We start from the raw sequence: 23,263 nt of genomic DNA, 5'->3' as shown, positions 1-23,263 counted from the left end.
TGCCGGTCATGTTGGAATCGAGCCACTGGCTCAGGATTCTGAATGAAAAGAGGCTGCCAGTCTTAGACCACTGGCAACCTCTTGCGGGTGAAACGAATTAGCGTTCGTCGCCACCCAGCCGAATCAAAGTGTTAGCGCACTCATCGGCTCGACCGCCGCAACATACCCACAATTAGAGGGGTACGGCTAACGGTCTGCACAGCATGCCAGATTTCTGGCCATGCGTCAACATCTGCCCTCCACCCGGCTGCCGCATGGCCTTTGCGTCGGCAGTCGGGTTTTCAATCACTCGTGTCACTCTGCGGAGTCAGGGTGCCCGCTGTCAGTCGCACGGAAGCGGCTGTCTGCAATGGATTGTGTGTCTGCCGGGTTGGCAGGGCAGTGGGAAAGCGAGTGTTTTGTTATGGCTTCGATTGGACGAATTAAAGTTGCTGGGAATGTTGTTAAGCGTGAATCGCGGATGAGCGATGACGGCAAGCGCGAGTTTCGGTCTGTGCATATTGCTGTTGTTGGTGCGACTCTTGAACTCCGGGATGTGACTTCAGAATTGTACATTGCGGTTGGCCCTGAAGGTTCAAGTGTGTCTTGCACACTCGCTGTGCATCCCATCGTTGTGACCTGTTCTGCCAACGGCAAGACGTATCCTCGACATGTTGCCAATCTCGAATTGGTTGCTGTCGAGCCGTACAAGCAGGGTTGATAACGAAAACAGGGGAGTGGCTTATAAACCACTCCCCTTTGTTTTATCGGCTTCGGCGTGCTAGTTCCCTCAGTCTTTCCGGCACATTAAACATGGGCGGTTGCCTGGGCTTGTCGTACAGGTCGTTCAAAGCGTCGTCAGCCGCTTCCAGCATGATCCAATGCATCTCCGTTGGTTCTTTTCTGAAAGCGGCCACTCGTTGAGCGAGTTTGATGCGTGCTTCGTCAATGTCTGTTCGGCTGGGTGGTATAGGCACTTTTCGGTATTGAGTTTCCCCGTCTGTCGCATAGGCGGTTTCGTGCAGTAGTAGCATTGCCTTCTTGTAGTTGCCTTTGTCGCATTCAGTCCATCGTCCGTTGTGTGTGGCTTCCCTGCATTCATATGTCCATTTCATAGGGCTTTCTTAATGAAGCGAATTGATATTGAAACTGTGATCGACAGGGCATGTTTTTCAGTCATCTGCATTTGCCTGTCGCTATATTCGATTCTCTTGCTGTGCGGGATGGGTGCCTTTTCGTCTGGCAGTATTTATTGGCTAGGGACTGTCATCTTTTGCGGCATGGGCGTCTTTGTCTCTATGGTCGTTGCTGCATTGTTTTTATTTCTACAGGTCGAAATCGCAGACGCGTCCGTTCGTCTGCGACGATTCATTCGTTGTTTATTTCGATAGCTTTCCTTCAGTTTCGATATTCCAGACTTCCACATCCCATGTGAAATAAATCGCAATCAGCCACATGTTCTTCTCTTCTGCCCATTTCATGATGTGGTCTAGTCTGTCGAGTCCGCTGTCTGGTCTTGAATGCAACAGTGTGCCGTCGCTGTTGTATATGTTGAGTGTTCCATCCTTTGTCCATTTTGCCCTATGCGTATACTTGCCCATTGCTTTTCCTTGAGTAAAGAGCCGCCGGGAAGATCCCGGCGGCATGTTCAGATGGATTAGTAAAGTTGTGCAGTGTGTAGCGATAGCCAAGTTCTTTCCGGTGACGTCCAGGCATCACCTACTTCGCAGGTTAAACCTCTTGACGCCATCCAGTGAGTAGCGACGTTGTAAGCTGCTCGTTCTGTTGGCAATGCTCTGAATGTTGCTACCAGTTTGTTGTCCGATTTTCTCGTGATCGTTGCTCCCCTTGATGCTGGTGACCAGTTCATTTCATAGCGTTCTTTGACTCGTTCCGGGCCATAGTTAGTGAGTCCATCGATAATCTTCAGGTGTTGCATCATTTTTCTTGTCTTTCGTACTAGCGAATCCGGAACGGTTGAGCGGGTGTGAGTCACGTTGACCTGTCAGGCGAAGCCGCCTGTACCAATCCCCTTGTGCCTTGCCTCTCCAGCCCATTCGCAGAGGCCACAGAGGGGAGGGGGAGTTTTCACCCAATAGCACCTAGCCCTGTGGGCAGGGGGGAAAATTCAAAGAATCTGGCTTTGCAGATTGTTTGAATTTTATTCCCGGTTGAGTGGTTTGAACGGGAGTTATGTAAATCGAGCGTGTAGAGCCAACGTCCCGTGAAGAGGTGCGGGGGAAAATCCCCCTCCCCTCTGTGTCCTCTGTGAATTGCGATTCGTAGTAGTTGATCGGAGTGGAAATCCTTTTCTGTACTCAGAAAAGATTGGAACGTAGAGCGACGGTTTTGAGTCCATGAGGACTCAAAAACTACCCTAGTTGATAGGAGTGAATAGCGATGTGGTTTATTAGTGATGAGCAACTGTTAAAGATTGATCTGAATTTCTGGCTGCACGACGTACGTCGCATTGTGTGGTGGTATGACCGAACAGACCGTCGTTGGATTGTTGAAGGATATGACCGTCCGTCTCAGGATCTTCCTGCTGCAGTGATCTTCTTGGATAAAGTTTATGCGGGAGATCCGAATCAAGTTTTGCGTTTAGTATTGCGTCATTGGTGCGAAGTCCCTTCTTCGTGGTCTTGCGTTGCTGTGCGGGAACGTTATGAAGCGGAGCGTGTTGAAGATATTGCACTTTTGACTTCTTCTATGTGTGCAATCTTTGGATTTGGATTTGTCGTCACTGTCGATACCCGGTGCTACTGCGATGGCAATTAGCCCAAAAGCGGTGTTCCGCTACGTTGAACGTCATTGGTGGCAGTTACGTTCCCGCGAAGTGGTTGAACATTGCGGCATGCGTTGGCGTGTCAGTGGTGTGACTGCTCGCAGGGAAGGGTATGTGGTCATACAGGGTGTGGTGGAAGCGATTAAGAATCGCGGTCTTCATCAGCCTGTGGAACCTTTTGTGATTGCGGTTGTAGTGAGCGACCGCGAATTAGTTCATTCAGTCCGCTTTGAGGGGAGCGATAAGAATGGGATCAAGGAAGAGTTTGGCAGGGAACTTGGATTCTGGGGCACCAGCGTTGATGGAAGAACGGTCTACGATGGAAGGCGAAAGCCGGTCTGATGACCCCCGATCAGGTAATACGGGGGTCTCTAACCCTCACGTGTCGTTAGGCGATCGGGTAATAAACGTCTTTTATAATGGTGGTGACTGGGTTGAAGTGAGTTACTGGGGTGTGTTTGCTAATGAGCAAAGCGCACCAGTGGCGGCAGAATGCCGCCGTGTGGTTGAGGCCCTGAAGGCTGAGGCAATTAAGCAGGGCGGGGCTGAATCTTTAGGACGGCTGCCAACGGGTCATGAAGTGTCTGTCTCTTCCAAGGGAGTCAAGGACGGTAAGGGTGTAAAGTTATATCGGATTGAAATTCTCGGTGTTGTGCTTATTACAAGTTTTGAAACAACTTCAAGAAACAATTCCAATTCGTGCGGTGTAGCATTAACAATTCCCGGCACGATGTTCATGCAGATGGGTGATGCTGCCACCAGTTTAGCTGGTCAAGTTCTTGATATCTTCGGTTTCAGGGCGACTTCTTCAGGCATGCGTCGTTTCGATCACGCCTTTGATTGTGACGTGGATTTAACCTGGCTGTGTAAGCATGTGGGTGATGGCAACTATGTGTCTCGTGCTGTCAAGGCTCAGTTGCATAGTGGACGTGGTTCTAAGTGCACCGGCTTTAGTATTCAAAGCGGTTCTGTCAGATTGCGGATTTATGACAAGCTGGCAGAAAGCCATGGTGATGTAAAGAAGCGGGAATTGATGCTCCAGCGTGCCAAGTCGTGTGGTATGACTGAGTTGCCTGAACATTGGTGGCGTATAGAAATCGAATTGCGCTCGGCCGTACTTGATAAGGCGGCGAAGTTCCGTCGAATTGATCAGCTTTGGCCTAGGCTTGTCGAGACAATCCAGCGTTTGGCCGTGCGGTGGTTTAGACCTGTAGAAAAGCGTTCTACCAATACAGATCGTGATGCTTCTTTAGCCTGTTGGGCCATGGTGTTCGCTCAAGCAAAGTTTGTGATGCGTCCTGATGTGCAGGGCGAAGAAGTGATGATTGAAAAGCGTGTCATGAAAGCGGAAACCGCTATTAAGGTGTCTGGCACGTTTCTTGCTAAAGCAATGACAGTGCTGCGTCTTGATCCTGACGGCAATGAGTGTGCTGCATTTACGGAAGCATTTAGCGATGTAGGAATTGATGTTAAGCAGAAGATGTTGGACTATGCGTTAGCGGAGTGGTCAGAGACGGGCAGGGGGCCAGCATATTGGCGATGGGATATTGACTTGCATAGCGGTGTTTCCGCTTCACCTGAAGGGGATTTCGATTGTTGATCGCAGCTATTGAAATTCAGATGGGTGATGTTCTTTTCAGCACGTTGACGAACGTCTTTAGTGCGATGTTTGGCCAGTTCTTTAGTAGCTGGATCTCTCTGGCAATACCTGTGGTGTTGCTCTGGAAGTTCTGGCGAAAGATCCAGCGTGACCGCTGGCAATCGATGATCTCAGATCCGTTAAGCCGTCAAGCTTTTGAGGCAAGGGCTGTGGCTGAAGTGACTGAAGGTGTGAATGGCACAATTCATCGTGCCATGCCTTATTGGCAGCGTAAGAAAACTGAGCGTCGTTTGGTGCGTGATGCTTATCGTCGTGCAAGGCCATATGACTTGGTGTCAAGGCGTCGTCGTTATCGTCGGCGTAGGTAGGTGATGTGTGCAAATTGAAACGATTGGGGATTTGCCAGCATTGATTGCAAACGCGTTTGCGTTCATTGCTGTGATGCATCTGTGCTTGTACCCGCTGGCACTGTTTAAGCGGGTGGTATGGTTCGCAGGGAAGTGAGGTGTTGATGATTGGTTATTTGTGTGAAAAGGGTAAGGCTGCGTGCGGCTGGATGAAGGCCAAAGCAACGTATGCACTTAACGCGGTGATGGCAACTTTCGCCGTGGTCGCAACTGCCGGTGTGGCCAATGCTCAGACGTCTGGCACGTCTGGCAGCACTGTGTCGATCACGCCTGCCAACCTGGGCTTCACGTTTTCCGACGTGACTACTGCCTTCGGTGAGATGTTCGGTAGCTACTTCGGCATTTTCTTGGGTCTTGCCATTCCAATCGCGTTGGTCTGGAAGTTCTGGTATCGGACTAAAAAGCTCTAAACCAGCTTTGATGGTTCGTTAGCTGCTCTGGGGAGGGCAGGGCATGTTATTTAGCGATTTGGTGGTGAGTTTAGCACCGGTCATCATGGAAGTGGTGGCCGGTGTCTTTGGTCTGCATTTGTCATGTGAGTTGATTTGTTACTGGTGGGAACGGATTCGTGGCCAATGAGTTTAGAACAAGCCGATGTGTTAATCGAAGTGGTACAATCATGTCGCGAGTTGATGCGTCTCGCTTGTGGTCTTCTGGCCTTTCATGCGTCATGTACGTTGTATTGGCTGGTCTTGCATGTCTGCTCCAAGAAAAGCTTGCTCTAGCTCAGCCACCGGGTGGCCAGCCAGTTGGTTGTATCCGGTATATCGGTGCGTTGTCGACCGGTTCAGGCTCCATGGCCGGTGGCCGTATTTATAAGTCTTATCGCTTTCGTTTCGAACTTTCTGAGCCACAAGTTTGGTGGCAAAAGGCGAATGGGGATTGGTCTTCGTTATCACGCCAACCATCTGGTTACTATGAATACGATTATACGTTCTATTCTTTGGAAGTCATCGGTGGTCGTGTCGGCGATGTTTGGGCGGCTGGTAATTATGTCGAACCTGATCCGTTTGTTGTTCAATTGATTGTTGCGGGTGGTGCTTCTGGTCCTGTGGCCATGCTGCTTAATGATTTGGTTGCTAAGTGTGGTCAGGATCAACGCATTCCATACTGGGATGAGGTTTTTGCCGGTCATCAGTGGGCTTGGGCGAGTGTCGGTGGTGAAGGTAATCCTTGCCCTTCTGTCGCCACTGCTGATGTCTCTTCATCTATTTGCCCTCCTGATCCTCCCGATCCCATGCCGGGTGATAACAACGGCGATGGGGATGCCAGCGACCCTGATGACGATGCGGACGGCGACGGCGTGCCAAACAAGAACGATCCCGATTTTCCCGGCAACAAGCCTCCTCCGAACGGCGGTAATCCTCCGGGTGAACCTCCACCTGGCGGCTTTCCTGATCGCGACGGCGACGGGGTTCCTGACTGGGCAGATAATTGGCCTGATGACCCGGCTAATGGTGGTGGTGGTGATCAAGGCGGCTGGCCGTTTCCGTGGCAACCTCCAAACCAACCGGGCGGCGGTGGTAATGGTGGTGGGGGCGGGCCTCCACCTGCTGGCAATGATCGTGATGGGGACGGAATTGATGATGCCTGGGATCCATGGCCTGACGATCCAACCAACGGCGGCGGCAATGCTCCAGATGGTGATGGCGACGGTGTCCCCGATGATCTTGACCCTGACGACGACAACGATGGAACGCCTGATTCTGATGACGGGGACGATGATAATGATGGTGTCCCTGATGTCGACGATCCTTGCCCAAAGAATCCAGATCCCGATTGTGAACCTCCGGCTTCTAATCCATGCTTCTTTACCGATTTTGAAGCTTGGCCTGACTGCCCTAAGCAGGACATTGTAGGCCGCGATGGAACCGTTCTTCATGAGGACGTCATATTAGATACAGATTGCGATGGAGTGCCTGATTGTTGCGACAAGTCTCCAACAGATGCTGCTGATGATGAAAATATCTGTGATGATGACGATGAAGAGGGTGAAGACTGCGGTTGTGATCTCGATTTACAGGCAGGTATTGAAGGCTTGAAGGCTAGGGTTGCGAAACTGCTTGGGCTTAATTATTTACCAGTCAATCGCGAGCAAGATCAATATCCTGACAGGATGGTCACACTTCCTTTTACTCTCGGGGGCGTTACCCGCTCTGTCCCTATTTATCTCACATATCGAACTGCTCCTGCGGTTGCTTCTCTCGGTTCTCTTGCTCCTTGGATGTCTGGCCTGCGTGTCTTTATTTGGTGGCTTCTCATTCTTTTTGTTGTTTACCGGGCAGTCTTATACCTGCAATGGATAGGGTTAAGGTGGTGACATGGCTGAAGAAGAGGAAGAAGGCGGTGTATGGGGCTGGTTGGAGTGGATTAAATGGACTGGGCCTGCTGGTCTAGGTGCTTATGCCTCGATTAAAGCAATTGGCCATTTCTGCGTTGCTCAAAACGTTTGGTGTTGGGTGTTCCGTCATTTCCTTGAGATGACCGAATACATGATTAACAACCTTGAGGGCATGGGTTTTGAGCAAAAGGCGGAAGTCTGGGAGACTCTTGCGAGTTATTACGATGTAATCTCGTTCTGGGTTCCTGTTAGCGAGATAACCGCAATAGTTGCTGGAGTTCAATTAATTGTTTTCTTTGTGGTTGCTATCCGTCTCATAAAAAAATGGATTCCTACTTTATCGGGGTGATTTATGGACTGGTTTCAAGAGTATTCGTTCCTTGTTTTCTTCGGTTTTGTGTTCTGGTTTTATGGTTTATGTTTTGCGGCCGGAATGCATTGTTACCGAATGATTGAAAAGGTGATGCAATAGCGAAACTGGTCGTCCTGAGCGACGTAAGGAGCGAACGGCGACCAGTGAAAGCGTTGCGAGCGAAGCGAGCATATTAAGGGAGTGATAATGCCGTCGATTGATGCTGTGTTACGATATGTTGTTGGTGTGGCAAGAAGTGGTAAGACTTATCTTGTCACAAGGGAAATACATGACGAATTGCTTCCTGCGGGTCGAGTCATCTATCACAATCTGCCACTGAAGGAAGATTTGATTGCGGCTGGTGTAGCTAAGCATTCAGGCGGTGATGTTGATGAAATCCGTTCCCGGTTGCGTCGTTTGCCTGATTATGTATTAACCCTTTGGCGTGACAAGAAATCTGGGCCTTGGGAGTATTTCCGATCATCTGACGATGACGAAAAGAAACCCTCGGTGAAGGGTGCTGATATCCTGTTGGATGAGGCCCATTTATATTGTTCCTCTTCGTTCCCCGATGCCTGGCAAAGCAAGTGGGCGGAATGGTTCGGTACTTTGGGCCATCCCGGTGGCCGTTGCACGTTGCTGACGCAGCATCCAACCAAGGTTCATAAGAAGATTGCGGCAGAGGTCGGCACTCGCTACTGGATCACGAATTCTGGCACTGAGCGGCTCGCCGGAATTTTGATGTCCGATTGGTACGAACTGATTGCTGCATGGACTGGTGAATGGCTGTGTGCTTCCGTGTGGCGGGAACAACGCGATGAGATGGGGCGTCTTAAAACAGTTCTTGAGAAGAAGTATCGTCATCGTCCTTATTATTTTGGTTTGTATGACTCTCATTCTGCACCTGAGCAAGGCGGTGAATCAGGCACTGGAAAGAAGCGTGAATTCGAGCAAAGAACCCGCCTCGGTCTCACTTGGTGGTTCACTAAGCGGAACCTCCCTCAGGTTGCTTTTATTCTCTCAGTGACTGCTGCCTTGATCTGGATGTTGAATGGTGGTGGTGCCACTGTCTTTGCTCATGTCCAGAGTTCAATCAACGGTGCCGTGACCTCTTCGATGGCATCAAAGAAGCCTTCTGCATCTTCCGCACAATCAGAGCCAACCATCGATCCAAAGGTGGCTGCTGAATGGGAGCAGCATAAAGCGGGTCTCCGGCCTGTGGCGAAGTCTACTGGTAAAGACGGTGTTGTTCCGGCTCACTTGCTGCGTGACTTGGAAATTGCGGAACAAGAATCGAAGCGTTTAGCGGTTGAAGTCCAGCGTCTCATCTCTGTGGAAGATGATCGTCAAAGGCTTGCTTTGGTCATGCGTGATTCGTGTGTGACTCGTTCAGGGGAGGTGTTGTCAGTAGGGAGTATCATCAGTGAAGGAACACATCGTGGAGCGTCTGTTGTGGAGATTGATTTCGAGACTCGTAGTGTGCGGTTGGACGATGATTCTCGTCTGTTCCTGCAACGAAAATATACCTCCACTGCGTCCGCGGACGTCTCCCCAGTTCGAGGCGATATATCGTCAACTTCAACAGATCGAACAGCGGGGGCAAGCCAAGCAACAGGAAGGCGAAACACTCAGCCTGTCAGTGGTGGAAATGGGTCTTCCGGAATTCGCCCAATGGCTCGCAGCCAGGTCAAAACTGACAATCGTGCTGTCTCAGGATCTTCAACAAAGAACGGTGTCAGTGGAAGCGCGGGAAGTCTCCCCAACTCAGCTTTTGACCCTAGTCTCTAGGCAAGCGGGCGTCACACTTTCAAAGCTTGGCGAATCATATTTCTTGGGTCAGGCACAACCAGAAGATGCGGTTATTTTGGTTAAGCGATTTCGTCGCCTTAGTCCTGTGGAAGGCACAACGGCCGTTCAATCCGTTTTGTCCGGTTCTGGCAAAGCGGTCGTTGTTGGTGATTCGTTGATCATCGTTACGGATCGATTTGATTGTGTTTCCAGAGTCGCAGAGGTGTTGCACCTCGTTGAATCCGCTCCTTCTATCACATGGCTTATCCAGCTTCATGTGGTTTCACTCAGTGACAATGCTTTGAAAGATCTCGGCGTTGATGTGAAACCGGCTGCTGAATTGGGCCTGACCTTTGCTGCCAGTTCCGCCAGCTTGCTGAGTGCTGCAAAATCATTGGATACCGTGGCTCAATTGGATGGCTCTTTGGACGCACTTCTGCGAACCACTCAAACGTCTGGTGAATCACGCGTGGAAGCTGAGCCAGTGTTGCTGTTACTGGATGGCATCCAGGGTGAAATCAACCTGGGGGAACGGGTGCCGATTCCGCGGCGCACCGTTTCAGATCAAGGCACTGTCACAACTTCCGGTTATGACTTTGTCCAATCTGGTCTCGTGATCAACGCCACATGTCGTGAGGTTGATCAGCGTTTGGGGCGTCTGCAACTGGCCATTGAGCGTTCGACCGTCATTCGTGTTGTCGATGGTGCACCTGTCACCAGCCGGGAGTCTTTCAGTAGCACAGCCGATGTGGTCGCCGGTGGAGTCTATTTGGTTGCTGCACTGCGTGATGAGCGGAGAGAAAAGAGCCGTTCATTGTGGCTTCAGCTTGGCGACAAGAATCAATCAGATCGACGGACAATCTTTGTATGGGCGAGGGTTCATAGAATTGATGTTCCGGTAGGGGAGCAGTCTTCACTGATTCCCAACGAACACAATCCTTGATTCCTGCTACTGCATCCTGTTTCATGTGGCCTGTTTGTTGGGCCACTAAACAGGAGTATTTCAATGTCTCGTCGTCTTGCGCCTGAGTCGTATTTGTTGATTGTGTGTTCTTGGGTCTTGGTTGGTGCCTTTGTCGTGAATGTGATTTTCTCGTTCGTGACTTTGGTCATGTATACCGATGCTTCGCTTTCTCAGGGTGGCAGGAAACCCCCGATTCGTAGTGGCATGCCAGAGGGTGTTTTCTCCGCAGTGGTTTTTGCTTTGGTTGCTCATGGTTGCGGTACGTTCGTTTCTGTCGCTGTCCTGCGTGTCTTTGCGTTTGGGTATGAAGCTCTCTTGGATTGTCGTGATTCGCTTCGTGGTGTGTTGTTGGTTCAGCCTTATAAGCCTGAACAATCTCAACAGATTCCCGTTATTGTTCCGCCGGGGGATCCCGGTTTTGGATTTCGGCGACGATGAAAGATTATCTGGAAATTTGGGATTGCCATTTTCCAGTTATTTTTTAATGTGGTATTGCAACATAACGGACATTATCGGACGTTGGGGGTGATTGGTTTTGTCGGTGGTTTGTTGATCAAGCGATGGCGACCTATCCCATACGAATCGCAACTTGAAATAGCGCGGCGCGTTGATGATCTCGAAAACATGCTTGCACAAAGCTGCTGTAAGCATGGCACGCAGAATAGCTGCCACGAAAGAAATGAAGAGTGGTGATCCTGGGAGGTCACCACTCTTCATCAGTCGCCCATTGATGAGTCAACGGCGGTTGCTGATTGTCTGTGTTGTCTGCAACAGAGACTGGCGCTTGCCAGATTGTTTCAAGCCTTCTCTTTCAGCCTGACCTGGGTTACTTGCTGGAACTGGCCAGCGTTTTGGCAGGAGCGGCAGGTTCGTTGGCGCTGCTCGTCAAGACTTCATCGAACTCGCCGATCTTGCGGAACTTCTGATACCGCTGATCAAGGAGTTGCTGAGGACTCAGTGGGATCAAGGCTTTCAGTTGACGGATGATCGTACTCTTGAGATTGGCAGCCATCGCACGATGATCGCGATGAGCACCGCCCAATGGCTCACTGATTACTTCATCGATGATGCCGAACTTCAGTAGATCCTTGCCGGTGAATTTCAGGGCGCGGGCCGCCTTGTCGGCAAATTTCACATGCTTCCAGAGAATCCCGGCACAGCCTTCCGGACTGATCACTGAGTAGTAGGAAAACTGAAGAACCGAAACGGTGTTTCCAATTCCAATCCCCAATGCCCCGCCAGACCCCCCTTCACCGATCACAACGCAAACAATCGGCACGGGTAAGCGAGCCATCTCACGAAGGTTGTAGGCAATGGTGTAAGCTTGCCCCCGCTCTTCAGCCCCCACACCGGGATAGGCACCGGGGGTGTCGATGAGACAAACAATCGGCAGGCCATACTTCGCAGCCATCTGCATTTTCAGCAATGCCTTCCGGTAACCTTCCGGATGTGCACAGCCATAAAAACATTCGTTGCGTTCTTTGAGTGTGCGGCCTTTCTGTTGGCCAATAAACATGACCTTATAATCTTCCAGCTTCGCAAAGCCTGTGATGATGGCACGGTCATCACCAAACGACCGATCCCCATGCAGTTCAATAAATTCGTCGCAGACTAATTCCAGATAATCCAGCGTTTGAGGTCGCTCAGGATGACGTGCCACTTTGACAACGTCCCAGGCGTCAAGGTTTTCAAAAACCTCTCGTTTTAACCGTGCCAATTCCAAACGAACGGTACGCACCGATTCCAGGATGGCTGGCGTGGGGTTTGACTGTGACTCCAGTTGCGAAAGCTGGTCTTCCAACTGAAAAATGGGGCGTTCAAACGGTAACTGAAATTGAGGCGACATAAATCTTCCAAAGCAGTTATCAAACTGCGCTTTTCACGCTTCCTGCCAATTTATTCTGCCTGCGAGGCAAAACTTTTGATTTTGATTGATCACGCTGTCACGGCCCGGGGGCCATCAATGCTCCACAAAACCATGATTTGACGAGAGTCAAAGGAAATTCCCCAGGGGATGAGAACTTCCGGTCGTCTTTCGGGCATCATCATTGGCTGATCAATGCCACCCCTTCCTTCGTAAAGGTAATCAACTAGATCACATCCGGCAATTCCGTCATGATATCAAGGTCATCGTCGTTTTGAGGGCGAGCCGGTGGCGCGGGGGGCCGAGAGCTTTTCTGTGGGGGTGATTGGGGCGGTTGAGCCGGTCGTGCGGGGGGTGGCCCGCCTGCGGAACGAGCAGGATTAGACGGCGCGGGAGGAAGTGGCCGTCCCCCTGGCGGTTGAATGCCGGGAGGTGCTCCCGCAGATGGCATTCCCCCGGGTGGTGCCGACGAACGGGGTGGTTGTCCCGGTTGAGGAGGCATTGCCGGGTTAGGCGGTTGCCCTGGTCGCGGGGGAGGCATGGCACCGGGAGGCATCATCCCTGGCGGAAAGCTTGCAGTAGCGGGATATCCGGCAGGGGCGTTTGGCATCGGATAGCCGGGAGGCAGCATTCCGGGCGGCAGCATGCCTGGGGGATATGCCTGAGGAGGAGACATCCCTGGGGGCATCATGCCGGGAGGAGCAGAAGGGGGAGGTGCTGGATTTGTCTTTGCTGAACCAATGATAGCCGCTGCTTTTTTAGCCTTGGCCTGTTTTCGTTTTTCGAGTTCCTGGCTGTGCCGGGCGGCTAATTCAGGGTTCTCTTTCATCATCTGCTGGCGCAAGACGTCCGCTCGGCTGTCAACCTGGACTTCACCAATCGATTCCATAATACGGGCTTCTTCACTGGTCTTTTCAACATCCAGTGCTTTGGGGACGACATCTTCCTTGAAGATCCTGATACGGCGAAGCTCGGAGTTCACCTCCTGAAAATCCTTGAATCTGTTCTGTGGCTTTTTGGCCATGAGCCGCATGAGGACGCGATCCATCTCCTGGGTCACGTTGGGATTGAGCGAAGACGCTGGCGGTGGTTCGGTCGCAATATGTTTTTGCAGTAGTTCTTGAGGTGTTGAAGCCTGGAAGGGCATCTTCCCCCCTGTCACAATTTCAAAGAGAGTGACCCCGTAGCTGTACATATCTGTCTGGAAGACGGGGGCCCTTTTCAGGATGGTTTCGGGGGCGATATACATTCGCGTCCCTTGAATGACCTTGGGGCCTCCTCCGAAGAGTTTTGACAAGGCTCCGGGAGGGTGCATTGCCAATGAGAAGTCGATCAGCTTCACTTCGCCAGCCCGATTCATCAGCACGTTTTCGGGCTTAAAGTCACGGTGAATCCAACCTCGCTGGTGGAGATGTGCCAAAGCCTGGCAAGTTCCTTCGACAAATTTTGCGATTCGGGATTGAAGGGCGGCTGGCTCGCCTTTGATCTGCAATTTGACGTTCACCGCGCGGAAGTATTCCATGACCAGATAGGAATGATCCCGTCCAATCACCAACTTTTCGTTGCGGATAATGTTGGGGTGATCCAGCTTTTTCCCGACAGCGGACTCAACACGGAGTGTTGTTCGAGCGGCGGCTTTGTCCGGGACATTGGGAAGCATCAACTTCATCGCAAGATGGCGGCCACCGGGGCCTCCCTCCTGCACTTCCCACACCTGGGTGGTGCTGCCCGTCGCGATCACGCTGATCAACTGATAGTCGTCAATAATGTTTGAGTCGTCGCTCAAGGGATCACTCACAGAAATAAGACAGGCAAATGGACGGGGTGAAACAAGGCCCGGTGGTGATTTCACCAAGGGGCTAATCAAGGTCATCAAGTCGTCATGTCATACTCGTCATCAACGAAAATAAGGTATGGCAAACAAGAGAACCTGCTTGCCTGGAAAACTCTGCGTCTGGCAGACGATTCACTTTTGCAAACCATACAGCGTAACAGTTTGAACAATTGAAACGACATTTCCAATCACAATAGTTGTTCTGGTCGATTCATTTCCAGATCGGCGCAAAAAAAGCAGCGGTTCAAAGGCTGATTTGCCTCTGAACCGCTGCTGAAACTGAGCGGCCGTTAAAACCTTGATCGCCCTGCTCTGGCAAAGAAAATGCCAGAATCAGACTCTAAAGGATCAGAAACTGACATCAGAATTTGGTGCGGGCCGTCCGGCAGGGGGAGCCTTTCCGGGAGCAGTCCCGGCTGGGGGCAAGACACTGGGTTGAATCTGGAACCCATCACGCAATTCATGGGACGACTGATAGATGGCTTCGTCTCCGGCAAGGAACGGGCCGCTCACAAAGAGTCGACCTGAGCCAATGGGAGCAAGCATTGTTACGGGGATATCACGCACCACATTGAGGCGCACGACCTGGACTTTCCGTGCTCCATCTCCGGTATTCAGTATGGCGGCTGTGGGAATCTCGGAGACAATTTGCCGCGGGATGATGGATGGATAGACCGTCATGCCGGATTTCAGTTTTCCGTCGGCATTCTCATAGAGAACCACGGCGCTGGTGACCGTTTCAAAGAGGTCGCGAAGGTTATCATAGCGGGAATTCAACGGCAGGACGGCGTCGATTTTTCCTTCAATTTCATTCGCTTCAACCTTCAGCTTGTAAGTCTTGCCCACTTCAGCAGCAGAGCGTTCTAAAGGAAGCTCAACAACCATTTGAGCGGGGTCGAAGATGACGGCCACGGGTTGACCAGCTTTCACAAATTCACCCGGTGCGACCAGAATCCGCTCGACCTCGGCATCGAATGGAGCGCGAACTGAAGTCTGATCGAAGATTAACTGAGCCAGATCAAGGTCAGCTTTGGCTGCCTCCAGTCGAGCATCTGCAACGGATTTCGCCGCTTCAGAACCGTCGACTCCCTTCTGCTCAATCGTCGCTACGCGATAGAGGGCTTTGGCTCGATCAAGCTGCAATTTCGCACGTGTGTTTTCCAGTCGCAGCAGCTCTGACGATGCGAGAACCTTTGCCCCTGGTTTGACGGAAATCGCACGAATAATCCCATCGGCAGGTGCAACAAGTTCGACCCGCTGTTTGGGTGTAAGGGAAAAGTTAAAGCGATATCGCTGGGGGTCGACCAGTTGCAATGACTCTCGCTTGATCACAATCTGATCGCCGGGGTTGGCGACAGGTTTGGGTTCGTTTGTTCCTTCAGTCTCCTGAGCGAGAAGCCATGCCGGATCTGCGAAGATCGTGGTGGCACAGACCAAAGCCGATGAGGCGAAAGTGTAAAGTCCCCGCAGGTCAAATCTCATGAAAAACACCTTTCCGAACGGCCGAGGGTGGTCAGAAGAAAGCTCCGAGAATTTTTCCCGGTTTCCCATCACGCTACGTACGGAGAATCCTTCATGTCAAATCGATTGAGGGGGGTGAAGTGAGAGATGAAGGATTCTTCGTAATGGATCCGCTTTACGACCAGACCTGGCGACTTGGTGTGGAACACCTGTCGAATTGACCGACTAAATTTCAAGGGACGATCGCTCCCCTGCTCTGGCAGGAAAATCATTCGCGGCATATTCAGGGGGGGCCGTTGAGAAGACTGCCGAATTATTCCTCGTAGAGTTTCGGTTTGCGACGCTTCTTGGGCTTGCGCACTTCTTCATATTGAACCGGTGGGGCAGGCATTTTCCCGGAGAGAGATTTCACTGCCTTCACAATGGAGTAGCCGCGAATCAGTTCGCTGCTGACCTCTTCAAACAGAAACGGTAGTGACTCCAGATACCAGGCGGGTGCCTTGGTCACAATATAGAATCGGCCACCGGGTTTTAATGCTCGAAATGCCGTTTCAATAAAGATGCCAGCAATGCGATAGTTAGAAAAATAAGGGGGATTGGCGTAAACGACGTCGATACTGTCCGACTCGAGGGACTCCCCTTTGGCGTCGAGAATCGCTTCAATGCCCGAGGTTTCATTCTCTGTGGCGGCCCAGCGAGTGCATTCGATGGCTCTTGGGTTGGAATCAATAGCGAGCACCTCAAGGTTGGGATGTCTCAATGCGGCAGCGACAGCCACTCCCCCACTGCCGCAGCCCATATCGACGATACGGCCCGCTTCCATTGGTTCAAGAACGGAGATCAAGGTTCTAGCCCCCACATCCAGTTTGCGATGTGCGAAGACTCCTGGTCGGCTTTTCATTCGAATAATGCGTTCCCCATCACGGAAGGCAAATTCGCAGTCGTGGTTTTTCACTTTTTTGACGGTTTCGGGTTTAACCGCCAGATAGGTCACCCCCTTGCGAACTGGCCGCCGTGTGATTTTTGGGAATAACCGCCCCAGTTCTTCGTGCAGCCACTGGTCTTCACGCATGTCGGTGGTCGCGATGAGCGTGCCCCCATCGGCTAATCGTTGTATGGCTTGCTGGAGGAGATCGCGGGTCAGTTCTGCTTCCCCTGTTTTGGGCAGAACCAGGCAGATCGTTTGAAATTCCAATTCTGGAAAATCGGCCTCGCAGACCAGTTTAAGATTTTCGGGAATTCCCTGAGGAGCGAGAGCCGCCTGGTCTCGCTGATAGACATCCAGAAACCAGCAAGTCACTTGAAGTTCCGGGCGTGCTGCTGCCAGGGCGAAGGCAAACTGTGCACGGCCCGAAGTATTGCAAAGGATATTCGGCCCCTTCACTTCTGCTGAGGCATCCAGCATCAATTGTTCGGCCGGGCGAGTTTTCGGGACATATTGCGGAGGAGTTTCTCCTCGACGGAGGCGACGCGGCGCATTCATAAGTCAGCAGCTTTCCAAACGTGGGCTGGCACCGGGCCGGCAAGTTTCCATGAGAATTGACAGTATGGCCTGCTCCCTGGGGGAGTGCTATTGGATCTGGTTACCTGAGCGAACCAGATGATCAATCAGCCATGGTTTCGATCACCCGCGTTCATGCGGTCGTGATATAGCATTTGAGGTAATCAGTTTCGGGACATTGAGGAGACTGCGGATGATCGGGAGAAGGGCCGCGAACTTCGAGAATTTGCAAGTCGCGTCCCGCTTGACGTGCGGCGTCGCGGAGTGTGGTTTGAAACATGTCGTGCGTGACTAATCCGCTGCAACTGCATGTGACCAGGATGCCTCCTGGAGCCAGAATGTCGAGAGCCATGCGATTAAGCGAATGGTATCCCTTCAACCCGGCATCAAGAGTGGAGCGATTTTTCACAAGTTTGGGAGGGTCTAAAACAATCGACTCAAACCGCCGCCCTTCTTCGCGATATTGGGTCAGTAATTCAAAAGCATCACCGTGCTGAAGTTCATATTGAGCGGAGAATCCATTTTGCTCAATGTTCTGCCGGGCGGTTTCCACAGCCAGCTTAGAGGTGTCGACACCAATCACATGAGTCACCTTTTGTTGCTTCAGCGCATTCATACCAAATCCCGCTGAATAACAGCAGACATCAAGCAGGGAGCCATAGAGAAAGTCAGCAGCCCGGCGGCGATTTTCACGCTGGTCCAGAAAGAAGCCTGTCTTCTGACCATCAATCAGATTCACCTGATAAGTCAATCCGTGCTCGACAATTTTCAGGTGAGGAGGAGGTGGCTCCCCTGCCAGCAGGCCATCAATCTGAGGTAAGCCTTCCGCTTGACGAATCCCCTTCTCTGTTCGGAGCCAGCATCCTTTGGCTCCTGTCTGTGCCATCACCTCAGTGATCAGAAGATCCAGACGTGAATGGAGCGCATGTGCTCCCAGTTGCACCAATAGCCAATCTCCGTACCGGTCAACTGTGAGGCCGGAGAGTTGATCAGCCTCGCTTGAGATCAGCCGCATGCCATTTTCATTCGTGGCTGGGGGCATGAAAAGGTTGCGAATCTGACAGGCGTTGCGCACTCGTTCGCGCCAGAAGTCGTCGGTTAAAGGTTTTGACTCATCCCAGGAATAAATCCTGACGCGAATCCGACTGGAGGCATTGAACAGGCCGTATCCCAGAAATTTCCCATGGGAACCAACGACAGTGACTTCTTCGCCAATCCCGGGAGTGCCGTCGACTCGTTCGATGGATGAGTCAAAGAGCCAGGGATGGCGTGCCCCGCCTCTGGCAAAAAATTTATCTGTTACAACTCGCGTCAAAAGCCTTGTCCTTTATCATCGATTATTAAAACTCCTTGAGAACTGTGTGCCAACAGGAGCGGGAATTGACTGAAGGGGCGAATATTTCGAGTGGGAACGCTTGTGGTTCACCGCTCCCTCCCTCTCTCCTCGTGAACCTGGCCCTTTCCCACAAGGGGAGAGGGAGGTTGTCTGAGCCTGCTTGCTCAAAGCCGCAGGCATGGCACATTTTCAACATGGCACTTTATTTAAGCGGTCAAATCAGAAGTCGCTTGGCTGGTGTCATTCAGCCATTTGAGCGCGCAGGCGTGCCTGTTGTTGATCGACTTCTTCCACATAGGCAAGCAACCGGTCGCGTTCGTTGGTGAGATGACGAACACGCAATAGCGATTTCACACGTGTGGTGAGTTCGAGGCGGTTAACGGGTTTGGTGAGGAAGTCATCAGCACCGGCGGTAATGGCCTTTTCAATATCTCCCATTTCATTCAGTGCTGTCACCATCAGAATGGGAAGTGACTTCGTGGCCGGATTGCTTCGCAGCCGGGCACAGACTTCAAAACCGCTCAGCTTTGGCATCATAATGTCGAGCAGAATGAGGTCGGGCTTCCATTGCTCCACCTTTTCCAGTGTCTGCTGACCATCATAGGCCATGGTGATCTCGTAGTTTTCTGATGCCAGATAAGCATCAAGCAACTCGCAATTCTGCAAGTTATCGTCGGCGATCAAGATACGGGAAACAGTGGTCATCGCTTCAGCCTGCCTTGCGGATTCCTGCATGAATTCGTTCGCCAGGCGATGATTTGCCTGGAGTGAATTGACGGTATCAAAAAAAATTACGTCACGAGTCCCTGCCCAGGATCACAATTTCTCATACATGATGAGTTGGTTCTGCGACATGGTCGTGTCGTGTGATGCTAGCGGGCAGGTGGTCAAAAATCGTATTTGACTCCCGAACTTCAGTGCAAAGACTATCAAAAATTCCTGCATTACGAAATGCTTGCCCTGCCCTGTCTGCCTCTGGACTGTTTTTTGAGCCGTTGATCCGGGTTGTCGCTCGCCATATTTCGGGGCAAAGTGATCACTATCAGGTCAGTTCCTTCAGGAGAAATCTTCCTGATTGCCGTTAAGGGCCTCTGGTTCTTGCCGAGTGAGTGATGAGGATTCATGGTCAGGCGCACGGGATGAACTCAATGCCACCACTCCCCCTCCAAACATCAGAACAGCCACCAGCCACCAGAGGTTACGATTGACGAACCAGATTGCGGGCATCCAATGGAGAGAAGAAATGCTTTCCAGACTGTTCAGCGACACCAGCACCACCCCTCCCATCAAAAGGGGCCATCCCAGATTGCTCCAGGAGTTTTCGTGTTCCTCCTGCCGATGAGGAGTGCCTTTCCTGCTGTTGGAATGACTGGTCGCTGCGGCTTCACGTGGGGCTGAATTTGAGGCTGAATGCAAGGAATCTTCGACTCGATCCATGAGTTTTGCTCCGACACACTTCAGGCTGACCAAAGGGCAAGAAATTCCAGTGGGAAAATTCCCATCACGACTCGGGGCTGTCAGTACGTGATGAAACATCAAAAGTCATCCTATGAACTGTAGAACTCTGATTGACAGAGTGCTAGCCTGATACTGGGTGGGGATGGTTACCCATTTTTATTGTTTCATTAGGATGTCCTGCTCGAAGGTCTATCGTTCAAGTTCAATTTGTTGAACTGAATGATTAAGTTGAAGCGAACTGTCTCTTCCTTTCTGTTATTCTGATCCTGCGCTCACATCGATTTCTTTCGTGATATGCTTGGGACAATTGGCGGTTTTCTCACAAAAATTTGCCTTGTCATGGCACAAGCAGAGCATCTGTCGCTAGCGGAATTGTCAATGCCCGCAAAACTTAACAGTGAATCCTTCCTTGCGACTGTCCGGCGGAGTGGCCTTGTCGAAGAAGATCGGCTGAGCCGGCTCGTCGATGAGTACCTTCAAAGTGCCCAAGGAGAGCCTGATTCCATGGGCCTGGCACAGTATCTGGTGCAAAAACAGGCTGTGACCACCTGGCAGGGAGAAAAACTGCTTCTGGGAAAGCATAAAGGGTTTTTCCTGGGGAAATACCGGCTGCTTTCGTTGCTGGGCAAAGGGGGGATGAGTTCGGTCTATCTGGCCGAGCATGTGGTGATGCGTCGCCGATGTGCCATTAAGGTGCTGCCACAGAAACGCGTTTCGGACAGTTCTTATCTGGGGCGGTTTCATCGCGAAGCCCAGGCGGTGGCTTCGCTGGATCATCCGAATATTGTTCGGGCGTATGATGTTGACCATCAATCAGATCGAGAAACCGATATCCACTTTCTGGTGATGGAATTTGTTGACGGGCAAAGTTTGCAGGAACTTGTTCAGAAGCATGGCCCCTGCCCTTTCATTGATGCGGCTGATTATGTCCGACAGGCAGCTTTGGGCCTTTCCCATGCTCATGAAGCAGGTCTGGTTCATCGTGATGTGAAGCCGGGGAATCTGCTGGTGGATCATGGGGGGGTTGTCAAAGTCCTTGACTTGGGGCTGGCCAGATTCTTCAGTGATTCTGGTGACGATGCACTGACTATCCAGCACGATGAGAAAGTGCTGGGGACTGCCGATTACCTTGCTCCAGAACAAGCGCTTGACAGTCATACTGTCGATGCAAGGGCAGACATCTACAGTCTTGGTTGTACGCTCTATTTCCTGCTGACGGGTCACCCTCCTTTTACCGAGGGGACATTGGCGCAACGACTGATGGCCCATCAGACGAAAGAGCCGCCCACCATTGAAAGCAAACGGCCTGATATTCCCGCAGATTTCGCAGAGATCTTGCGGGGAATGATGGCCAAATCACGTGACGACCGCCCCCCGACGGCCCAAAGTGTGGCCGATCTTCTGTTGAACTGGTTACAACGCCACGCAGATGCGGATTGGTTACAACGTCATCGATTGGCGTCCCTTTCACCGGTGCCTTTCCCTGCAACCGGTTCTTCGGGATCTTCGACAACGCCCACTCGCAGTTCTCACAATCAAAACGCGAATGAGCAGATTATAGAAGCCATTGCGGTCGATTCTCCGGCTCCCCTTCCCCCGGCAGATGATCTCTCGACGTTCCTTTCTTCACTGGGGGATACGGCCGCTCCTGTCTCCAGCACGATTCAGCGGAATCGAAATTCGGGCGGAAGTTCAAAGAAGAAACCCACTTCTGCCACCAAACCTTCTGCCGCTGCTGACTTCAATTTCACCGCGTCGTCTGAACCGGCTCCCTCTGCTTCTCAAGAAACATCCAGTGATCAGGGATCGTCAGTATTTTCTGGAGTGGCCGGGGAATCCTCTGGCTCGTCGAAGGCAGGAAAGACTCCATCCGAAGTTCGTTCTGCCAATGTCCTGAACAAATCCTCTGCCGGTTCTGCCAAAGCGAAATCAACCGTTCAAGACCAGACTTCCGCCGCACCAGCCGAACATTCGGCTCCTCGAACAGTTTCTCGAACAGAGGCTGTTTCCCCTGAAGCCATGATGGCTGAAGTTGTTCCAGAGAATCTAGCGGCAAACTCTCCCCCTGTACGGAAAGTGGCCAAGTTGGTTCGTGCAGCGACTCCTGCAGCCGTGAGTTCTACTGCGGAGCCTGTCAGGCCAGTTGCAAGCCACTTCCCTGCGGTCGAAGTTTCAATTGCAGAAGGGGTTGAGGATGCGATGCCTGGTGAGAGCTGGGCGAATCCAGGGAACTTGGCCAGCCGGTCTTCTCATCGCTCGAAGTCTCGCTCGTCGGCGTCTTCGTTTTCGTCTGGGAAATTGATTGAACAGCTGACTTCTCATTTTAAGAAAAATCGGCCCCAGGTCTTGATCGCCGGGGGCGTGGTGGCCGGGTTGTTGGTGATTGGTATTGGTTATTTTGCTGCGGGATCAATGTCTTCGAGCCGGGCTGTTGATTACGGTCGGTATGATCCTCAATGGATTGAACGACGATCTGCCACGGTTGGCCCGAAGGGTGACTTCCAAAGAATTTCGGATGCACTGGCGAAAGTCCGAGCGAACTTTAAACCTCAAGGTGAGAAAGATCGCTTTACCATTGAAGTTGCCGCTGGGACTTATCCCGAGCGAATTGTGCTGGATCCTCGGGGAAACAGTCGAAAATGGCCAGAGAATATTACGATCAAAGGCACAAGCCCTGCCACTGTGATCATTACTGGAACATCAGAAGGAGCCGACCCGGTCGTCAAAATTCGTGATGTGCAAGGGTTGGTGCTCACAGGCGTGACGATCAATGCTTCTCAACACGAGACTGCCGTTGAGGTGGGGGATTACCTTTATGGCACGTCTTTGGACAACGTCATGATCAGCGGATTCAGCAAGACGGGGTTGCGAGGAAAGAATGTTTCTGGCCTGAACGACAAAGAATTTATAGTGACCAACACTCAGTTTGAAACAACCAGTGAAGAGGCCACTGCCATTCGAATGGAGGCCACTGAGACGTTGGCGGATCTCTTGGTTGAGAAGTGCGTGTTCGCAGGGCCTCTGGCGGTGGGTATTCAAATTGAATGTGATTCCTACGCATCAAAAATCCAGATCCGTGAGAATCGTTTTTTCCAATGTCGCACAGCCATTCAATTGGATGGCGCCTCTTCATGGGTGAGTCTGGCGATCAGTAATAACACGTTTGTCCGCAGCGCGACCGGGATTCTGTTTGCCAAAGCTCCGGGAAGTGAGTCATCGGGAATCGCCATTCGTCGTAATCTGTTTGCAGGTCTGACAGGGCCTGAGCTGCGGGTTGTTTCCGGATTTAATGCTGATCAGTGGAAGAAGTTCACTGGAGGAATGACGCAAGGAAATGTCAGCGACCGCGCACCAGGAAGCATCAGTGGAGGAATCATTGATCTGTCAGCCACCGGTGGCAGTCGCCTCATCGAGAAGGTGGCATTCAAGTCTGAAGAGCCAGGAGGCGATGAATTCCTGACCCCTAAATCACCCAAAATCCCCAAACCATCGGACAAGATCATTGGGCGAGAGTTGGATCGCGTGGGGGCTATGTCGCACTAAGCTGTTTCCCATAAGCATGTTACGTCTTTCACTTGTTTCAGTAAAAAAAG

At 51.6% G+C, this 23,263-nt stretch carries 22 protein-coding genes; 13 read left to right on the top strand and 9 right to left on the bottom strand.

The genetic code is table 11. The annotated features are described in order from the left end of the window. Nucleotides 1-403 precede the first annotated feature (403 nt). Nucleotides 404-700 (top strand): hypothetical protein, encoded by a 297-nt coding sequence (locus tag SH287x_RS04740; protein ID WP_479517287.1) that lies wholly within the window; start codon nucleotides 404-406, stop codon nucleotides 698-700. Nucleotides 701-743: 43 nt separating this feature from the next. On the opposite strand, the gene SH287x_RS04735 is transcribed toward SH287x_RS04740, so the two are convergent. Beyond that, nucleotides 744-1,094 (bottom strand): hypothetical protein, encoded by a 351-nt coding sequence (locus SH287x_RS04735; RefSeq protein ID WP_479517285.1) that lies wholly within the window; start codon nucleotides 1,092-1,094, stop codon nucleotides 744-746. 542 nt (nucleotides 1,095-1,636) lie between these two features. Continuing rightward, nucleotides 1,637-1,921, bottom strand: a complete 285-nt coding sequence (locus SH287x_RS04730) for a hypothetical protein (protein ID WP_479517284.1) — start codon at nucleotides 1,919-1,921, stop codon at nucleotides 1,637-1,639. Between the two features lie 458 nt (nucleotides 1,922-2,379). Here SH287x_RS04730 and SH287x_RS04725 point away from each other — a divergent pair, with 458 nt between their 5' ends. The 11 genes from SH287x_RS04725 (at nucleotide 2,380) to SH287x_RS04675 (ending at nucleotide 10,654) form a co-directional block, all read left to right on the top strand. Continuing rightward, nucleotides 2,380-2,757 (top strand): hypothetical protein, encoded by a 378-nt coding sequence (locus SH287x_RS04725; protein WP_479517283.1) that lies wholly within the window; start codon nucleotides 2,380-2,382, stop codon nucleotides 2,755-2,757. Next, on the top strand, nucleotides 2,747-3,106 hold the full coding sequence (locus tag SH287x_RS04720; RefSeq protein WP_479517282.1) for a hypothetical protein: 360 nt from the start codon (nucleotides 2,747-2,749) through the stop codon (nucleotides 3,104-3,106). The genes SH287x_RS04725 and SH287x_RS04720 overlap by 11 nt, the downstream gene beginning before the upstream one ends. After that, complete coding sequence (locus SH287x_RS04715; protein ID WP_479517281.1) at nucleotides 3,084-4,364, top strand: hypothetical protein; 1,281 nt, start codon at nucleotides 3,084-3,086, stop codon at nucleotides 4,362-4,364. Before SH287x_RS04720 ends, SH287x_RS04715 begins: the two co-directional genes overlap by 23 nt. Continuing rightward, nucleotides 4,358-4,732 carry a hypothetical protein gene (locus SH287x_RS04710; RefSeq protein ID WP_479517280.1) on the top strand — a complete coding sequence of 125 codons (375 nt, stop codon included), beginning with the start codon at nucleotides 4,358-4,360 and terminating at the stop codon, nucleotides 4,730-4,732. The genes SH287x_RS04715 and SH287x_RS04710 overlap by 7 nt, the downstream gene beginning before the upstream one ends. A 143-nt stretch (nucleotides 4,733-4,875) precedes the next feature. Then, complete coding sequence (locus tag SH287x_RS04705) at nucleotides 4,876-5,181, top strand: hypothetical protein (protein WP_479517279.1); 306 nt, start codon at nucleotides 4,876-4,878, stop codon at nucleotides 5,179-5,181. 43 nt (nucleotides 5,182-5,224) lie between these two features. Continuing rightward, the gene (locus SH287x_RS04700) at nucleotides 5,225-5,350 is read left to right on the top strand and encodes a hypothetical protein (protein WP_479517278.1); all 126 of its coding nucleotides are present in this window, start codon (nucleotides 5,225-5,227) and stop codon (nucleotides 5,348-5,350) included. A gap of 217 nt (nucleotides 5,351-5,567) precedes the next feature. Then, nucleotides 5,568-7,091, top strand: a complete 1,524-nt coding sequence (locus SH287x_RS04695) for a hypothetical protein (protein ID WP_479517277.1) — start codon at nucleotides 5,568-5,570, stop codon at nucleotides 7,089-7,091. A gap of 1 nt (nucleotide 7,092) precedes the next feature. Continuing rightward, nucleotides 7,093-7,461 (top strand): hypothetical protein, encoded by a 369-nt coding sequence (locus tag SH287x_RS04690; protein WP_479517276.1) that lies wholly within the window; start codon nucleotides 7,093-7,095, stop codon nucleotides 7,459-7,461. Nucleotides 7,462-7,671: 210 nt separating this feature from the next. Beyond that, nucleotides 7,672-9,252, top strand: coding sequence for a zonular occludens toxin domain-containing protein (locus SH287x_RS04685; protein ID WP_479517275.1), 1,581 nt, complete (start codon nucleotides 7,672-7,674; stop codon nucleotides 9,250-9,252). Beyond that, a complete protein-coding gene (locus tag SH287x_RS04680) occupies nucleotides 9,203-10,195 on the top strand; it encodes a hypothetical protein (protein ID WP_479517274.1) in 993 nt (330 codons plus the stop codon). Before SH287x_RS04685 ends, SH287x_RS04680 begins: the two co-directional genes overlap by 50 nt. 63 nt (nucleotides 10,196-10,258) lie before the next feature. Next, nucleotides 10,259-10,654 (top strand): hypothetical protein, encoded by a 396-nt coding sequence (locus SH287x_RS04675; RefSeq protein ID WP_479517273.1) that lies wholly within the window; start codon nucleotides 10,259-10,261, stop codon nucleotides 10,652-10,654. 388 nt (nucleotides 10,655-11,042) lie between these two features. Here the strand turns inward: SH287x_RS04675 and SH287x_RS04670 are convergent, their stop codons facing one another. From SH287x_RS04670 to SH287x_RS04640, 7 genes are all read right to left on the bottom strand, one after another. Next, nucleotides 11,043-12,062: an acetyl-CoA carboxylase carboxyltransferase subunit alpha gene (locus SH287x_RS04670; protein ID WP_479517272.1), complete on the bottom strand. Its 1,020-nt coding sequence runs from the start codon at nucleotides 12,060-12,062 to the stop codon at nucleotides 11,043-11,045. A 244-nt stretch (nucleotides 12,063-12,306) separates the two neighbouring features. Beyond that, a complete protein-coding gene (locus tag SH287x_RS04665; protein ID WP_479517271.1) occupies nucleotides 12,307-13,866 on the bottom strand; it encodes a serine/threonine protein kinase in 1,560 nt (519 codons plus the stop codon). A gap of 396 nt (nucleotides 13,867-14,262) precedes the next feature. After that, nucleotides 14,263-15,396, bottom strand: a complete 1,134-nt coding sequence (locus SH287x_RS04660) for an efflux RND transporter periplasmic adaptor subunit (protein WP_479517270.1) — start codon at nucleotides 15,394-15,396, stop codon at nucleotides 14,263-14,265. A 292-nt stretch (nucleotides 15,397-15,688) separates the two neighbouring features. Then, a complete protein-coding gene (locus tag SH287x_RS04655; protein WP_479517269.1) occupies nucleotides 15,689-16,858 on the bottom strand; it encodes a class I SAM-dependent methyltransferase in 1,170 nt (389 codons plus the stop codon). 151 nt (nucleotides 16,859-17,009) lie between these two features. Further along, complete coding sequence (locus SH287x_RS04650; protein WP_479517267.1) at nucleotides 17,010-18,191, bottom strand: class I SAM-dependent rRNA methyltransferase; 1,182 nt, start codon at nucleotides 18,189-18,191, stop codon at nucleotides 17,010-17,012. Between the two features lie 261 nt (nucleotides 18,192-18,452). Continuing rightward, the gene (locus tag SH287x_RS04645) at nucleotides 18,453-18,917 is read right to left on the bottom strand and encodes a response regulator (RefSeq protein ID WP_479517266.1); all 465 of its coding nucleotides are present in this window, start codon (nucleotides 18,915-18,917) and stop codon (nucleotides 18,453-18,455) included. 351 nt (nucleotides 18,918-19,268) lie between these two features. Continuing rightward, nucleotides 19,269-19,649 (bottom strand): hypothetical protein, encoded by a 381-nt coding sequence (locus SH287x_RS04640; protein ID WP_479517265.1) that lies wholly within the window; start codon nucleotides 19,647-19,649, stop codon nucleotides 19,269-19,271. A gap of 399 nt (nucleotides 19,650-20,048) precedes the next feature. Here SH287x_RS04640 and SH287x_RS04635 point away from each other — a divergent pair, with 399 nt between their 5' ends. Further along, complete coding sequence (locus SH287x_RS04635) at nucleotides 20,049-23,213, top strand: protein kinase domain-containing protein (protein WP_479517264.1); 3,165 nt, start codon at nucleotides 20,049-20,051, stop codon at nucleotides 23,211-23,213. The last annotated feature ends 50 nt before the right edge of the window (nucleotides 23,214-23,263 follow it).

It is taken from the genome of Planctopirus sp. SH287, assembly GCF_056500625.1.
The sequence above is the reverse complement of the archived record's forward strand: the minus strand, read 5'-3'. Positions and strand labels throughout refer to the sequence as shown.

Bases quoted from the DNA above. Each gene is read 5' to 3' on its own strand.
- SH287x_RS04740 (WP_479517287.1), top strand. From the start codon at position 404: ATGGCTTCGATTGGACGAATTAAAGTTGCTGGGAATGTTGTTAAGCGT.
- SH287x_RS04735 (WP_479517285.1), bottom strand. From the start codon at position 1,094: ATGAAATGGACATATGAATGCAGGGAAGCCACACACAACGGACGATGG.
- SH287x_RS04730 (WP_479517284.1), bottom strand. From the start codon at position 1,921: ATGATGCAACACCTGAAGATTATCGATGGACTCACTAACTATGGCCCG.
- SH287x_RS04725 (WP_479517283.1), top strand. From the start codon at position 2,380: ATGTGGTTTATTAGTGATGAGCAACTGTTAAAGATTGATCTGAATTTC.
- SH287x_RS04720 (WP_479517282.1), top strand. From the start codon at position 2,747: ATGGCAATTAGCCCAAAAGCGGTGTTCCGCTACGTTGAACGTCATTGG.
- SH287x_RS04715 (WP_479517281.1), top strand. From the start codon at position 3,084: ATGGAAGGCGAAAGCCGGTCTGATGACCCCCGATCAGGTAATACGGGG.
- SH287x_RS04705 (WP_479517279.1), top strand. From the start codon at position 4,876: ATGATTGGTTATTTGTGTGAAAAGGGTAAGGCTGCGTGCGGCTGGATG.
- SH287x_RS04700 (WP_479517278.1), top strand. From the start codon at position 5,225: ATGTTATTTAGCGATTTGGTGGTGAGTTTAGCACCGGTCATCATGGAA.
- SH287x_RS04695 (WP_479517277.1), top strand. From the start codon at position 5,568: ATGGCCGGTGGCCGTATTTATAAGTCTTATCGCTTTCGTTTCGAACTT.
- SH287x_RS04690 (WP_479517276.1), top strand. From the start codon at position 7,093: ATGGCTGAAGAAGAGGAAGAAGGCGGTGTATGGGGCTGGTTGGAGTGG.
- SH287x_RS04685 (WP_479517275.1), top strand. From the start codon at position 7,672: ATGCCGTCGATTGATGCTGTGTTACGATATGTTGTTGGTGTGGCAAGA.
- SH287x_RS04675 (WP_479517273.1), top strand. From the start codon at position 10,259: ATGTCTCGTCGTCTTGCGCCTGAGTCGTATTTGTTGATTGTGTGTTCT.
- SH287x_RS04670 (WP_479517272.1), bottom strand. From the start codon at position 12,062: ATGTCGCCTCAATTTCAGTTACCGTTTGAACGCCCCATTTTTCAGTTG.
- SH287x_RS04660 (WP_479517270.1), bottom strand. From the start codon at position 15,396: ATGAGATTTGACCTGCGGGGACTTTACACTTTCGCCTCATCGGCTTTG.
- SH287x_RS04655 (WP_479517269.1), bottom strand. From the start codon at position 16,858: ATGAATGCGCCGCGTCGCCTCCGTCGAGGAGAAACTCCTCCGCAATAT.
- SH287x_RS04645 (WP_479517266.1), bottom strand. From the start codon at position 18,917: ATGACCACTGTTTCCCGTATCTTGATCGCCGACGATAACTTGCAGAAT.
- SH287x_RS04640 (WP_479517265.1), bottom strand. From the start codon at position 19,649: ATGGATCGAGTCGAAGATTCCTTGCATTCAGCCTCAAATTCAGCCCCA.
- SH287x_RS04635 (WP_479517264.1), top strand. From the start codon at position 20,049: ATGCCCGCAAAACTTAACAGTGAATCCTTCCTTGCGACTGTCCGGCGG.